14 protein-coding genes are annotated in these 13,204 nt (G+C 72.8%); 7 read left to right on the top strand and 7 right to left on the bottom strand.

The features are described from left to right. The 3 genes from ABT137_RS36270 to ABT137_RS36260 all read right to left on the bottom strand — a co-directional run bounded on the left by ABT137_RS36270 (position 1) and on the right by ABT137_RS36260 (position 3,272). Positions 1–1,014, bottom strand: coding sequence for a FecCD family ABC transporter permease (locus tag ABT137_RS36270; protein ID WP_351715395.1), 1,014 nt, complete (start codon positions 1,012–1,014; stop codon positions 1–3). A gap of 215 nt (positions 1,015–1,229) precedes the next feature. After that, positions 1,230–2,222: a FecCD family ABC transporter permease gene (locus ABT137_RS36265; protein WP_351715394.1), complete on the bottom strand. Its 993-nt coding sequence runs from the start codon at positions 2,220–2,222 to the stop codon at positions 1,230–1,232. Beyond that, entirely contained in the window at positions 2,223–3,272 is a 1,050-nt protein-coding gene (locus ABT137_RS36260) for an ABC transporter substrate-binding protein (protein WP_351715433.1), read from the bottom strand. Positions 3,273–3,363: 91 nt separating this feature from the next. Between ABT137_RS36260 and ABT137_RS36255 the strand changes: the two genes are divergently transcribed. Further along, positions 3,364–3,747: a VOC family protein gene (locus tag ABT137_RS36255; protein ID WP_351715393.1), complete on the top strand. Its 384-nt coding sequence runs from the start codon at positions 3,364–3,366 to the stop codon at positions 3,745–3,747. On the opposite strand, the gene ABT137_RS36250 is transcribed toward ABT137_RS36255, so the two are convergent. From ABT137_RS36250 to ABT137_RS36240, 3 genes are all read right to left on the bottom strand, one after another. Further along, positions 3,729–4,496, bottom strand: a complete 768-nt coding sequence (locus ABT137_RS36250) for a type 1 glutamine amidotransferase family protein (RefSeq protein ID WP_351715392.1) — start codon at positions 4,494–4,496, stop codon at positions 3,729–3,731. The two genes, ABT137_RS36255 and ABT137_RS36250, sit on opposite strands and share 19 nt — an antisense overlap. Continuing rightward, positions 4,493–5,611, bottom strand: coding sequence for a serine hydrolase domain-containing protein (locus tag ABT137_RS36245; RefSeq protein ID WP_351715391.1), 1,119 nt, complete (start codon positions 5,609–5,611; stop codon positions 4,493–4,495). Before ABT137_RS36245 ends, ABT137_RS36250 begins: the two co-directional genes overlap by 4 nt. Before the next feature lie 83 nt (positions 5,612–5,694). Continuing rightward, the gene (locus ABT137_RS36240) at positions 5,695–6,453 is read right to left on the bottom strand and encodes a FadR/GntR family transcriptional regulator (protein WP_351715390.1); all 759 of its coding nucleotides are present in this window, start codon (positions 6,451–6,453) and stop codon (positions 5,695–5,697) included. Between the two features lie 79 nt (positions 6,454–6,532). On the opposite strand from ABT137_RS36240, the gene ABT137_RS36235 reads away from it, so the two are divergent. From ABT137_RS36235 to ABT137_RS36210, 6 genes are all read left to right on the top strand, one after another. Further along, positions 6,533–7,405: a carbon-nitrogen hydrolase family protein gene (locus tag ABT137_RS36235; RefSeq protein WP_351715389.1), complete on the top strand. Its 873-nt coding sequence runs from the start codon at positions 6,533–6,535 to the stop codon at positions 7,403–7,405. 47 nt (positions 7,406–7,452) lie between these two features. Beyond that, entirely contained in the window at positions 7,453–8,871 is a 1,419-nt protein-coding gene (locus tag ABT137_RS36230; RefSeq protein WP_351715388.1) for an APC family permease, read from the top strand. An 80-nt stretch (positions 8,872–8,951) separates the two neighbouring features. Then, positions 8,952–9,464: a peptide-methionine (S)-S-oxide reductase MsrA gene (msrA, locus tag ABT137_RS36225; RefSeq protein WP_351715387.1), complete on the top strand. Its 513-nt coding sequence runs from the start codon at positions 8,952–8,954 to the stop codon at positions 9,462–9,464. Positions 9,465–9,652: 188 nt separating this feature from the next. Continuing rightward, on the top strand, positions 9,653–10,159 hold the full coding sequence (locus ABT137_RS36220; RefSeq protein WP_351715386.1) for a Dps family protein: 507 nt from the start codon (positions 9,653–9,655) through the stop codon (positions 10,157–10,159). A 188-nt stretch (positions 10,160–10,347) separates the two neighbouring features. Next, entirely contained in the window at positions 10,348–11,322 is a 975-nt protein-coding gene (locus ABT137_RS36215) for a quinone oxidoreductase family protein (protein WP_351715385.1), read from the top strand. Positions 11,323–11,388: 66 nt separating this feature from the next. After that, entirely contained in the window at positions 11,389–12,207 is an 819-nt protein-coding gene (locus ABT137_RS36210; protein ID WP_351715384.1) for an MIP/aquaporin family protein, read from the top strand. Here ABT137_RS36210 and ABT137_RS36205 read toward each other — a convergent pair. Further along, a complete protein-coding gene (locus ABT137_RS36205; protein WP_351715383.1) occupies positions 12,165–13,145 on the bottom strand; it encodes a threonine ammonia-lyase in 981 nt (326 codons plus the stop codon). The genes ABT137_RS36210 and ABT137_RS36205 overlap by 43 nt on opposite strands. Between the last annotated feature and the right edge of the window lie 59 nt (positions 13,146–13,204).

The following is a 13,204-nucleotide window of genomic DNA, read 5'->3' as shown; positions in this document are numbered from 1 at the left end:
TCACGGCTTCGGCCTGCGGCCGAGGAGATACAGCAGATAGGGGCCGCCGACCAGGGAGGTCAGCGCACCCACCGGGATCTCCAGCGGAGGGACCAGGGTGCGGGCCACCAGGTCGGCGGCCACCAGCACGACCGCGCCCGTCAGCGCCGAGCAGACCAGCGGCAGCTGAGGGGTGCGGGTGAGCCGCCGGGCCAGCTGGGGCGCGGTCAGCGCGACGAATCCGATGGGCCCGGCGGCACCGGTCGCGGCGGCGGCGAGCACGACGCCGAGAGCGGTGAGACCGAGCCGAGCCTGGTCGACGCGGAGGCCGAGGGCGGCGGCGGTGTCGGGGTCGAGCCCGAGCGGCCGCGCCGCCCGGCTCGCCCACACCAGCCCCGGCAGGGCGAGGGCGAGTACGACGGCGAGCGGCCTGGCCTGTTCCCAGCCCCGCCCGTTCAGACTCCCGGTCAGCCACAGCTTGACCTGCTCGGCGGCGTCCAGCTCGCTGTCGGTGAGATACAGCTGGACGACGGCGGACAGGGCGACGCCGATACCGACGCCGGTGAGCACGAAGCGGCTGGGCTGCATGCCGTGGCGCCAGGCGAGCGCGTAGACGAGAGCGGCGGCGGTCAGCCCGCCGCCGACGGCGACGACGGGCATCGCGGCGGGCGACGCGACGGCCCCCGTGGCCAGCGCGAGCACGGTCGCGGCGGCGGCGCCGTGCCCGACCCCGATGACGTCCGGACTGGCGAGCGGATTCCGGGTGACGGTCTGCACCAGCGCCCCGGCGAGCCCGAGCGCCCCGCCGACGAGAGCACCGAGCACGATCCGGGGGACGCGCAGCTCGTTGACGACCAGGTCGTAGGGGGTGTGGGCGCCGCGCAGGGTGCGCCAGACGTCGGCGGGGGAGATGTAGGTCTGGCCGAGAGAGGCGGAGGTGGTCATGGCGACGGCGAGGAGGACGAGCAGCGCGAGGGCGACGATGATCGAACGCCGGTGGAGGACGAGGGAAAGGCGGGGGTGCGGCCGTAGCACGATGGCTGCGGGCCGGTGGGGGCTGATCGCGCAGTTCCCCGCGCCCCTAAAAACATCAGCCGCGGGCAGTCGTGCCGCTGGGGCGATGGGGGTCCCCCCGCTCGAGCGAAGCCGAGAGTGGGGGAGGGTGGGCGCTGGGGGTCCCCCCTCTGGGGGAGGCACCCGGCCAGCGCCGGTAAGCGTCCCCACCCCCCGGCCCCGACCCCGGGTACGCCTCACGTCACGGCCCCTTTCCTCCGTACCAGAGCCACCAGCACCGGCACCCCCACCAACGCCGTCATCACCCCGGCCGGCACCTCCGCAGGAGCCCGCACCACGCGCCCCAGCACGTCCGCGGCCAGCAGCAAACCCGCTCCCAGCAGCGCCGACAGCGGCAGCACCCGCCCGTACCCGCCGCCCCTGACCAACCGCCGCGCCAGATGCGGCACCACCAGCCCCACGAACGCGATCGGCCCGGCCGCCGCCACCGCGGCAGCGGTCAGCAGGGTCGCGCCCAGTGCCGCGCACCCCCGGACCAGATGGACCCGGTGCCCCAGCGCCCGTGCCGTCTCGTCGCCGAGGGCCAGCGCGTCCAGCCCCCGCGCGCAGGACAGCACCAGCACGGCGCCCACCGCAAGGAACGGCAGCATCCGTACGACCGTCCCCGCGTCCCGCCCGCTGAGCGCCCCCACCTGCCAGAACCGGAACTGGTCGAGCGTCGCCGAGCTGGAGGTGAGGACGACGGTCGTCGCCCCCGCGGTCATCGCGGACAGGGCGGTGCCGGCGAGTGCCAGCTTCACGGGGGAGGCCCCGCCCCGCCCGCGCGCCGCGACGCCGTACACCAGGCACGCGGCGGCGACGGCGCCGGTGAAGGCGTACCAGACGTAGGCCCCGAAGCCGTACCCGGAGCCGCCGAGGACGAGGGCGAGCACGACCCCGGCCGCCGCCCCCTGGCTCAGGCCGAGGATGCCGGGGTCGGCGAGCGGGTTGCGGGTGACGGCCTGGAGGGCGGCGCCGGCGAGGCCGAGCGCGGCGCCGGCGGTGAGGCCGACCTCGGTGCGGGGCAGCCGGAGGGAGCGGACGACGAGCGCGTCGGGGGAGGACCCGCCGTGCAGCAGGGCGTCGAGGACGGTCGCCGGCGGTACGGCACGGGTGCCGACGGCGAGGCTGAGCACGGCGACGACGGCCACCGCGAGGGCGGCCGTCGGCCAGAGCAGGGCGCGGCGCACTTACCGGAGGTGCTCGGCGAGCTGTCGTACGACCAGACGCGCGGCCGTGGGGCCGGCGTTGAGGTACCAGGGGTCGTCGTCGACCTGCACGGTGTGCCCGGCCTGCACGGCCTTCATGGACTTCCACAGCGGCCCGGCGAGCACGGTCGCCGCGTCCGTCTTCTGCGCGTCGCCCTGCACGGAGTAGAAGATCCAGTCGCCGTCGGCGGTGTCGACCTTCTCCGCGCTGATGTCCTGCGAAATGGCGTTGAACTGCTGGGACTTGGGGCGGGACAGGCCCATGTCGACGGCTATCGAGCCGGTGAAGGAGGAGACGCCGAACATCCGGGTGCGGTCGGGCGTGAAGCGGACCATGGACACGGTGGCCGAGCCGTCGAGGGCGGAGCCGCTCTCCTTCGCGTTGCCGACGATGTCGTCGAGGAGTTCCTGCGCCTTCTGCCCCTCGCCGACCGCGTCCCCGACGAGCAGCAGGTCCCGCTTCCAGTTGATGCCCTGGCCCGCGGTGACCACGGTGGGCGCGATCTTCGACAGCTGGGGGTAGAGGTCGCCGAGCGAGTCGTTGACCAGGATCAGGTCGGGCCTGGCGGCGGCCAGGGACTCCAGGTTGGGGGACTGGCGGGTGCCCGCGTCGGTCATCGCGGCGAGCTTCTTCCTGTACTGCGGGAAGGTGTCGGCGAGGTAGTCGGGGACGAGTCCGGCGTTGTCGGCACGGGTGCCGGCGGTCGGGACGATGCCGAGGGTGAGCAGGTCGTCGAGCTGCCCGGTGCTGAGCACCGCGATCCGCTTCGGCTGGGTCCTGATGGTGGTCTTTCCCTCGAAGTGGGTGACCGTGCGCGGGAAGACGCCGTCGGCGTCGGTGTCGGAGCCCATCCCGTCGGCGAGGGCGCTGGGCGCGGCGGACGGGCCCTCGGAGGCACCGGCGACCTTGTTCACGGTTCCGTCGCCGTGGGCGGTACCGGCATCGTCGGCACCGCCGGACGACGAGCAGCCGGCCAGCAGGCCGCCCACCACGGACACGGTGGACACGGCCAGGACGGCCCTCAACCTCAACGCACGCACGACTGACTCTCCCGATCAATGACTAAGGCGAGCCTTACCTTAGCTGGTGTCGGGGGTACGTTGGACAGGAGGAGGTCCCACGATGACCGTGAACCTGAACCACACCATCGTCGCCGCACACGACAAGCACGCCTCGGCGAGGTTCCTCGCCGACATCCTCGGCCTCGAAGTCGGCCCGGACTACGGCCCGTTCGCCCCGGTCGCGCTGCCCAACGGCGTCACCCTCGACTACCTGGACACCCCCGGGAACATCCCGCCGCAGCACTACGCCTTCCTGGTCTCCGAGGACGACTTCGACGAGATCTTCACCCGCGTTCAGGAGGCCGGCCTCAGCTACTGGGCCGACCCGTCCCACAGTCGTCCCGGCGAGGTCAACACCAACGACGGCGGCCGCGGCACCTACTTCGACGACCCCAACGGCCACCGCCTGGAGATCCTCACCCGCCCCTACGGCAGCGGCGGCTGACCCAGCGGCACGGACTCACCGGGCGCGTACGACCGTACGACCGCACTCGCCGCGGCACCGGTACGCGCGTCGCCGTCTTCGTCGTCCGCCGGCCGTACGACATGGACGCGCCCGCGCCCGCCGACCCGGCCCTGCCCGTCCGCCACCTCCAGCACGGTGTTCTCGTCGATCGCCACGCCGTACCGGACCGATCCGCGCGACACGGCCGCGACCAGCCGCCCCAGGGTGCCCCACTGGGCCGCGTGCACGTCCACCGCGAAGGGCACAAGACCGAGGCCCGGCCGTACCTCGACCTCTTCGAGATCCTCCGCGGTGTCCGGCGGGCAGACCGGCACGCCGTCCGTCAGCCAGCCGCCGACCACGGCCCGCCGGGCGGCGAGCGCGGCACCGGCGGAGAACCCGGCGTACGGGATGCGGTGTTCGGCGAGCAGCCCGGTCAGCCGCTCGGCACACTCCGCGAACGCCTGCTGATACGCGGGGGTGAGTCCACCGCAGACCAGCAGCCCGGCCGGCCCGATCTCCAGCAGCGCGTCCGGCTCGAACCCTCCGCCGAGTGGCACGAGCAACGGAACCGCGGCTTCGGCCCCCGCGCTCCGCAACGCTTCCGTGTACCGCGCGAACTGCTCCTCCCCGTCGCCCTCGTCGACGATGACACACCCGATCCGGCCGCCGCCCGCGGCCCGCAGCAACGGGCCGTACACCTCGGGCGCGTCCCAGCCGCCGCCGACGAGGGAGATCCCGCCGCTCATGTCGCCCGCAGTCCCGTGAGGCCGTCCTGGGCGGCCATGACCAGTTCGATGCCCCGGTTGTCGGCGGCGGGCTCGCGCATCTGGTTCGTCACGTACGCCACCGCCAGCCGCTCTTCGGGGTCGACCCAGACCAGCGCGCCGCCCCAGCCGCCCCAGCCGAGGGCGCTGCCGAAGAGGCCGTAGCCGAGACCGTACCGGGCCGGCATGCCGAGGACGCGGTCCTCACCCTCGAACTGGAGCTCCCGGGCCCGCTCGCACCCCTCGGGGGACAGCACCCGCACCCCGCCGACCGTTCCGCCGCAGGCCAGCAGCGACTGGACGAGGGCGGCCGAGCGGGCGTTGCCGTAGCCGCCGGCCGCGGGGATCTGCGCGCGGCGCCAGGCGAGGCTGTTGCCGTCCCGGACGCGCAGGGCGGTGGCGGTGGTGGGGGCGGCGGGGGCCGTGTCGCGGCTCGGCGCACTCGCCGTGTAGTCCTCGTCGCGGCCCGGCGGCGGCACGGTCAGCGCCACCCGCGGGTCGTGCTCGGGGCCGAGGCCGAGGTGGAAGTCCGCGCCGAGCGGCCCGGCCACCTCCGCGGCGAAGAACTCGCCGACGCTCCGCCCGGTGATCCGGCGCAGCACCTCGCCCACCAGGAACCCCTGGGTGAGCGAGTGGTACCCGGCCGCGGTCCCCGGCTCCCACCGCGGGGCCTGCCCGGCGAGCCGGGCCGTGGCGGTCGTCCAGTCGTACAGCTCCTCGACCGGTCCCTCCCAGTCGGGCAGCCCGGCGGTGTGCGACAGCAGATGCCTCACCAGCACGTGCCGCTTGCCGGCCGCGGCGAACTCGGGCCAGTAGCGGGCGACCGGCGCGTCCGGATCCAGCCTCCCCCGGTCGATCAGGACGAGCGCGCACAGGGCGGTCATCGTCTTGGTCACGGAGTACACGTTGACGATCGTGTCCCGCTCCCACGCCCGGGTCCGTCCGGCGTCGGCGAACCCGGCCCACACGTCCACCACCGGCTTCCCGTCCACGAAGACGGCCACGGCACCGCCCACGTCGCCGTCGTCGACGAATCCGGCGAGTGTGGAGGGCACGGCGGTGAACAGCTCGTCGTACGAGCCCTGGATGTCGGCCATGCACGCCATTGAGCCCGCGGGAGCGCCGCCCGGCAACCGAATTTCGCGCAGTTCCTCTCCCAGCCTTCGGCTGGGGGCACCGCTCAGCCCATCAACCCGACGAACATCGTCCGGTGCAGGGTCTCCACGTGGCGGCGGGCGATGTCGGCCGCCCCGCCCGCGTCACCCGCGCGGAGCGCCGCCACCAGGGCCCGGTGCTCGTCGTTGGACTCGCGCAGCGCGGCGAGGGGGTAGGGGAGGTAGTACGCGTAGAGCCGGCGCAGCACGGTCCCGTAGGTCTCGACGCTCGCGTCGAGGCCGGTGGCGCGGGCCACGGCGAGGTGGAACCGCTCGTCGCAGGAGTGGAACTCCGCCCAGCTCGCCGCCCGGTCCATGGCCGCGACCAGTGCGTCGAGCTCGTCGAGGGCCGCGGCGGACACGCCGCGGGTGGCGAGATGGGCGATCCCGCACTCCAGGACGGTCCGCTCGTCGATCAGGCGGTGCACCTCGGCGGTCTGCCCGTGGTACGTCTCGGCCGCGTCGACGACCCCCCGGGGCGGCTGCTCGGCGACCAGCGTGCCGCCGTTGCGGCCCCGCCTGCGTTCCAGGACGCCGTCCGTGCACAGGGAGCTGAGCGCGCGGCGCACGGTGATCTCCCCGACGCCGAGCGCCTCGGCTATGGCGTCGGTCTGGGGCAGCCGCTCGCCGGGGGAGAGCAGTCCGAGATCGACCGCCATGGCGATCCGGGCGCGCACCGTCTCCAGCGCGGTGAGCCGGCGGATCCCGTTCAGCTTGGGCGAGTTGAGGGCGAGGACGGTCCCCACGGGGTGCGCCGGTGCGGATCCGTCGGGGGTGCCGGTCATGCCCTCAATGTAGCGGCCATTAAAACTGCTCATAATGAGACCATTGTATAAGGGCTCATATTGAGTTAATTTCCTGGCCATGTCCCGACCCCTCCCCGTCGCCCTGGTCCAGGCCCCTCCCCGCCCGGCCACCGACCCGCTGTCCGGCTTCGCCGAAGACGTCGGGGGCGTACTGGCGCGCTTCCCGCAGACCCGCCTCGTCGCCTACCCCGAGCTGCACCTGTGCGGCACCGACGGCCCGCCCGCCGAGTCGGAGAGCCGGCTGGAGGCCGCCGCGGAGCCGCTCGACGGCCCCCGGGTGCGCCAGCTCGCCGAGCTCGCGGGCGACCTGGGCGTCTGGCTGTTCCCGGGCACCGTGGCCGAGCGCGGCCCGGCCGGCGAGCTCTTCAACACCGCCCTCGCCTTCTCCCCCGAGGGACGGCTCGCCGCCCACTACCGCAAGGTGTTCCCCTGGCGGCCCTTCGAGCCGTACGCCCCCGGCGACCGCTTCGTCGTCCTGGACCTCCCGGACACCGGCCGCGTCGGCTTCGCCATCTGCTACGACGCCTGGTTCCCGGAGGTGGCCAGGCACCTCGCCTGGATGGGCGCCGAGGTCATCGTCAACCCGGTCATGACCACCTCGGCCGACCGCGCCCAGGAACTCGTCCTCGCCCGGGCCAACGCCATCGTCAACCAGGTCTACGTCGTCAGCGTCAACACCGCGGGCCCGCTCGGCACCGGGCGCAGCCTGGTCGTCGACCCGGAGGGACGCGTCCGCGTCCAGGCCGCCGACTCCGCGCCCACCGTGCTGACCGACGTCCTCGACCTGGACGACGTCACCCGCGTACGGACCTTCGGCACCGCGGGCCTGAACCGCATGTGGGACCAGTTCACCGAGGCCGACGCCCCCATCGACCTCCCCCTCTACGACGGCCGCCTGGACCCCCGCCGCTGGCGGACCGCCGGCACCTGACCCGCTCTCCGTCCCCGTCCGCTCGTCCTCCGCTCATAAGGAACGCCATGTCCGCTCCGTCCTCCCCGCCCACCCTCACCCGCAGCCTGACCCTCAGATCCGTCGTCCTCTTCGGGCTCGCCTACATGGCCCCGATCATCGTGCTGGGCACCTACGGCGTCGTCGCCGACAGCACCCACGGCTCGGTCCCGACGGCCTACCTGCTGGCCCTCGGCGCCATGCTCTTCACCGCGCACAGCTACGGGAAGATGGCCGCCGCCCACCCCGTCGCCGGGTCCGCCTACACCTACGTGCGGCGCTCCATAGACTCCCGGATCGGCTTCCTCGTCGGCTGGGCCACCCTGCTGGACTACTTCTTCCTGCCCATGGTCATCTGGCTCATCGGCGGGGCCTACCTCCAGGCGGAGTACCCCTCGGTGCCGTTCTGGGTGTGGATCATCGCGTTCATCGTCGTGACCACCGCGCTCAACATCCGGGGCATCAAGACCGCGGAGCGGGTCAACGACCTGCTGATGGTCTTCCAGGTCCTGGTCGTCGCGATCTTCGCGCTGCTGTGTCTGCACCACGTCTTCCAGCACCAGGGAGCGGCCGGAATCGTCAGCACCACCCCGTTCGCGAACCACGCCACCAGCCTCGCGGGCGTCTCCGCGGGCGCCGCCATCGCCGCGTACTCCTTCCTCGGCTTCGACGCGGTCACCACGCTCACCGAGGAGACCGTCGAGCCGCAGCGCACCATCCCCCGGGCCATCCTGCTGACCGCGCTGATCGGCGGCGGCATCTTCGTCGTCGTCGCCTACGCCACCCAGCTGGCCCACCCCGGGTACGCGTTCACCGACTCCAACTCGGCCGCGTTCGAGATCGCCAAGGCGGTCGGCGGCGACCTGTTCTCCTCCGTGTTCCTGGCCGGCCTGATCGTCGCCCAGTTCGCCTCCGGGATCGCGGCGCAGGCCAGCACGGCACGGCTGCTCTACGCGATGGGCCGCGACTCGGTGCTCCCGCGGAAGGTGTTCGGCAGCATCCACCCCAAGTACCACACCCCCGCCCTGAACATCCTCCTCGCCGGGGCGGTGGGCCTGATCGCGCTGCGCCTGAACGTCGCCACCTCCACCTCCTTCATCAACTTCGGTGCCTTCACCGCCTTCACCTTCGTCAACCTCTCCGTCATCGCCACCTACGTCCGCGAGCGCCGCGCGGGCCGCCGCCCCGCCGTCTGGTCGTACGTCCTGCTCCCGGCGGTCGGCGCCGTCGTCGACGTGTGGCTGCTCTGTCACCTCGACGACCGGGCCCGCACCCTCGGCCTGATCTGGCTGGCCCTCGGTGTCTGCTACCTCGCCTACCTCACCAGGGGCTTCCGCAAGGCCCCGCCGGAGATGACGTTCGACGAGGACCCGGCCGTGGCCCCGGCGACGGGGACGGGGACGGACCAGGCACGGGGCACGGAATCGCCGGGAACCCTCACGCGTTGAGGGGGGTGGACATCGGAGGCCGCCGGTGTGCGAGCCGAGGAGCCCGGGTGACCGGGCCGACGAGAACTGGAGGGGTCGCGATGACTGTGCACACGCAGAGGGCCGTGCTGGCGGGCGGATGTTTCTGGGGGATGCAGGACCTGATCCGCAAGCAGCCGGGAGTGACGGCGACCCGGGTCGGCTACTCCGGGGGTGACGTGCCGAACGCGACGTACCGCAACCACGGCACGCACGCCGAGGCCATAGAGATCCTCTACGACCCCGAGAAGACCGACTACCGCGCTCTCCTGGAGTTCTTCTTCCAGATCCACGACCCGAGCACCAGGAACCGCCAGGGCAACGACATCGGCCTCAGCTACCGCTCGGCGATCTACTACGTCGACGACGAGCAGAAGCGGATCGCCGAGGACACGATCGCGGACGTGGACGCCTCCGGGCTGTGGCCGGGCAAGGTCGTCACCGAGGTGGAACCGGTCGGCCCCTTCTGGGAGGCCGAGCCCGAGCACCAGGACTACCTGGAGCGCTACCCGGACGGCTACACCTGCCACTTCCCGCGCCCGGGCTGGAAGCTGCCCGTCCGCGCGGAGGGCTGACGACGGGACGGCCCGGCACCACGCGGAAGCCATGGCACGAGGCTCCGCCGGTGCCGGGCCGTGTCATGACGCGGATGGACGCCCCGGATGGCGGCGACGGGCACCGTTCACCAGTCTGAATCCGACTGGTCGCCGGACCTCATCGGATTCACGGACAGCGCGGATCCTCCCGTCGAAGGAGCAATGGCATGTCCCCCAACAGCTCGAACGGTGCCTCCCGTCGCCGCAAGGACACCGCCCCGCAGTTCACGGCCTCGGCGCAGCTCGCCGGAAACCTGCAGGAGATCGTGGTCGATCTGGTCGAACTGCATCTGCAGGGCAAGCAGGCCCACTGGAACGTGGTCGGGCACAACTTCCGTGACCTGCACCTGCAGCTGGACGAGATCGTCGACGAGGCGCGGGAGGCGGCCGACACGATCGCCGAACGGATGCGGGCCCTGGCCTCCTGCCCGGACGGGCGCTCCGACACCGTGGCGGCGACCACCACCCTCCCGCAGTTTCCCCCGGACGAGCAGAGCGTGAGTGCCGTGGTGGACCTCATGACCGCACGACTGCGTGCCGTCGTCGACACGGTGCGCCGCGTCCACGACCAGGTCGACGGCGAGGACCCGTCCACCGCCGACCTGCTGCACGGGATCATCGACTCCCTGGAGAAGCACGCGTGGATGGTCAGCGCGGAGAACCGTTCTGTGTGACCGGTGACCGCCCACCGGCGACTGTGGCCCGCCTGGCGGGCGAGGGCATCGTAGGGGGCGGCCGCTGACCGATTTCGTTGGACGCGATCGCACGGGCGCGTGACGCTGGGTGGAGAGAGAGGGGGGCCGCCACCGGCGGACGAACACAGCCGTCCCGATGAGAAGCCCAGCGAGAAAGGCCCTCCGTCATGCGTGCTCTGCGTTTCGACCACTTCGGTGATCCTCAGGTCCTGGCCCTGACCGGGATGCCCGATCCCGTGGCGGGGGACGGCGAGGCCGTCGTCGCCGTCAGGGCCGCCTCGGTGAACCCTTCGGACCTCAAGAACGTGGCCGGCCGGTTCGAGGACACGACTCTTCCCCGCACTCCCGGGCGGGACTTCGCCGGCGTCGTCGTCGACGGGCCGCGGGAGTGGCTCGGCGCCGAGGTCTGGGGCACCGGAGGCGATGTGGGGTTCACCCGGGACGGGTCCCACGCGGAGACGATCACCGTTCCGGCGGCCGCGCTGGCCCGCAAGCCCGAGCGGCTGAGCTTCGAGGAGGCCTCGGCCGTGGGCGTCAACTTCGTCACCGCCTGGCTCGGTGCCGTCGAGGCCGCCCAGCTGGCCAAGGACGAGACCGTGGCCGTCATCGGCATCTCCGGCGGGGTCGGCGGTGCCGTCGCCCAGATCGCCCACGCGCTCGGCGCCCGGGTGATCGGCCTGGGCCGGGCCCGCCCCGACGACGGCACCCCGGCCGCGTCGGTCATCGAGGGCTTCGTGGCACTGGACGGCACCGCGCAGGAGATCGGCGCCGAGGTCCGACGCCTCACCGGGGGCAGGGGTGCGGACGTGGTGTACGACGCGGTCGGCGGCGTCACCACACCGGCGGCGCTGGCCTCGCTGGCCCGCCGGGGCCGGCTCGTGGTGATCAGTGCCGTCGGCTCGCGGACCGTGGAGATCGACCTGCTCGACCTCTACCGCAACGAGAACCGGATCCTCGGCTGCAACAGCGCGCACTACGACGTCACCGAGTGCGGCTCACGGCTCCAACGGCTCGCGCCCTTCTTCGACTCCGGGCAGTTCCGGCCCCTGCCCATCGCCGACCGCTACCGCCTGGACGACGGCAAGGACGCCTACCTCGCGGTGGAGAACCGGGTCCGCGGCCGGGTCGTCATCTGCCCGTGAACCGACTCCGCGCACACCCCCCCTCGCGCACCCTCCCCGGACACCCGAACCCGATGGACCACCATCATGACGTCGGCCATGACTCCGGCAGCGGGACCACAAGGCCCCTCGGTCCGCTCCGTCCCCGCCCCCGCGTTCACCCGGCGCACGGCAGCGCTCGGCAGCGTCCTGGAGTGCGTGCTGGCCTCGGTGCTGCTCTTCGGAGTCACCACGATCGTGCGCTGGGTCGCCGGACCCTCACCCGTCTCGGCGGCCATCCCCCAGATCCACGAAAAACTGCTGGTCATCGGCGCGTGTGTCGGACTGCTGCTCGCCGGGCTCATCCTCAGCCCGGCGGGGAAGGCGTCGGGAGGGCACATCAACCCGGCCATCTCGATCGCCATGTGGCGCTTCGGGCTCTTCCCCGGGGCCGCGGTCGCCCCCTACATCGCCGCCCAGCTCCTCGGCTCCTTCCTCGGCACCCTCGCGGGCCGCGCCGTATGGGGTCCGGCCTTGGGCAGACCACCCGCCGCGGATGCCGCGCTCCAGCCGGGCCCCGGCTGGTCCGCCGGGACACTGTTCGCCGCCGAGACCGTCTCGATGGGGGTCATCGTGTTCCTCGTCGGGCTCTTCCTGGCGGCGCCCCGACTCGCCCCGCTGGTCCCCTGGCTGGTCGGACTCCTGATCGGAACGGCCATCGCGCTGCTGGGCACCACGACCGGCGGCTCGGTCAACCCCGCCCGCCAGTTCGGCCCCGCCGTCGTCGCCGGCCGGCTGGACTTCCTCTGGGTCTACCTCCTCGCCCCCTTGCTGGGCGCCCTCCTGGCCGCGGCTCTCCGCAACGGCCTCCTCGGGAGCAGGCGTCAGGACCTGCGGACGGGAGCCGCGCCGACCCAGCGGTGGTAGGCGTCCACGTCGACGTTGCCGCCGCACACGATGGTGACCACGTGCCGGCCGGCGAAGCGGTCGCGGTCTTCGAGGATCGCCGCGATGCCGAGCGCGGCCGACGGTTCCACGACGAGGCCGGCGTGGTGCAGGAGCATCCGCATACCGGCGATGATCGACTCCTCCCGGACCAGGACGGCGTCGTCGGCGACCAGGAGGAGGTCGTCCAGAACGGCCGGGATGGGGCGCCGGCCGGCGACGCCGTCGGCGATGGTGTCGGCCGAGTCGGTGGTGACGACGCGCCGCCCGCGCCACGAGTGCGTCATCGCCGGCGCGCCCAGCGGCTGGACGCAGATCACCTCGACTTCGGGCGCCAAGGCCTTCACCACATGACCCATACCGGTGGCCAGCGCCCCGCCGCCGAGAGCGACCAGGACGGTGTCGAACGACGGCGCGGTGCCGACCAGTTCCAGGCCGATGGTCGCCGCGCCCTCGCAGGTCTCGATGTCCAGGCTGTCCTCGACCAGCCGGATGCCGTCGCGGTGCGCGATGGCCACCGCCTGCTCACGGGCCAGCTCGTGGTCGCCGTCCACCAGTTCGAGCCTGGCGCCCAACGCGCGGATGCGATCGAGCTTGGCCGCGGTCGCGAAGCGCGAGGCCACGACGGTCACGTCGAGTCCTCGGACGCGACCGGACCAGGCGAGGGCCTGACCGAGGTTGCCCGCGCTCGCGCACACCACGGCCGGTGCCCCGTGCTCGGCGAGCAGGCTCGTGATCACCTCGGTGCCGCGGGCCTTGAAGCTGCGGACCGGGTTCGCCGTTTCGAGCTTGACGCTCACCGCGCATCCGAGGCCGGGTTCCAGCGCCTCACAGCGGTACAGCGGAGTGTCCAGAAAAACCGGGTCGATCACCCGGCGAGCCGCCCGGATCCGAGCAGTGTCGAGGCGTGTCCCCTGCATGACACGACAGCGTAGCGCCGCCGGCACGGTCCCCTTCGGACGAAGGCGCGGGACCCCGT

Origin of the sequence: Streptomyces sp. NPDC001980 (assembly GCF_040296885.1) — a bacterium.
In the GTDB taxonomy this organism is placed as follows: domain Bacteria; phylum Actinomycetota; class Actinomycetes; order Streptomycetales; family Streptomycetaceae; genus Streptomyces.
Note: the sequence above shows the minus strand (reverse complement) of the source record. Positions and strands in the feature narration are given on the sequence as shown.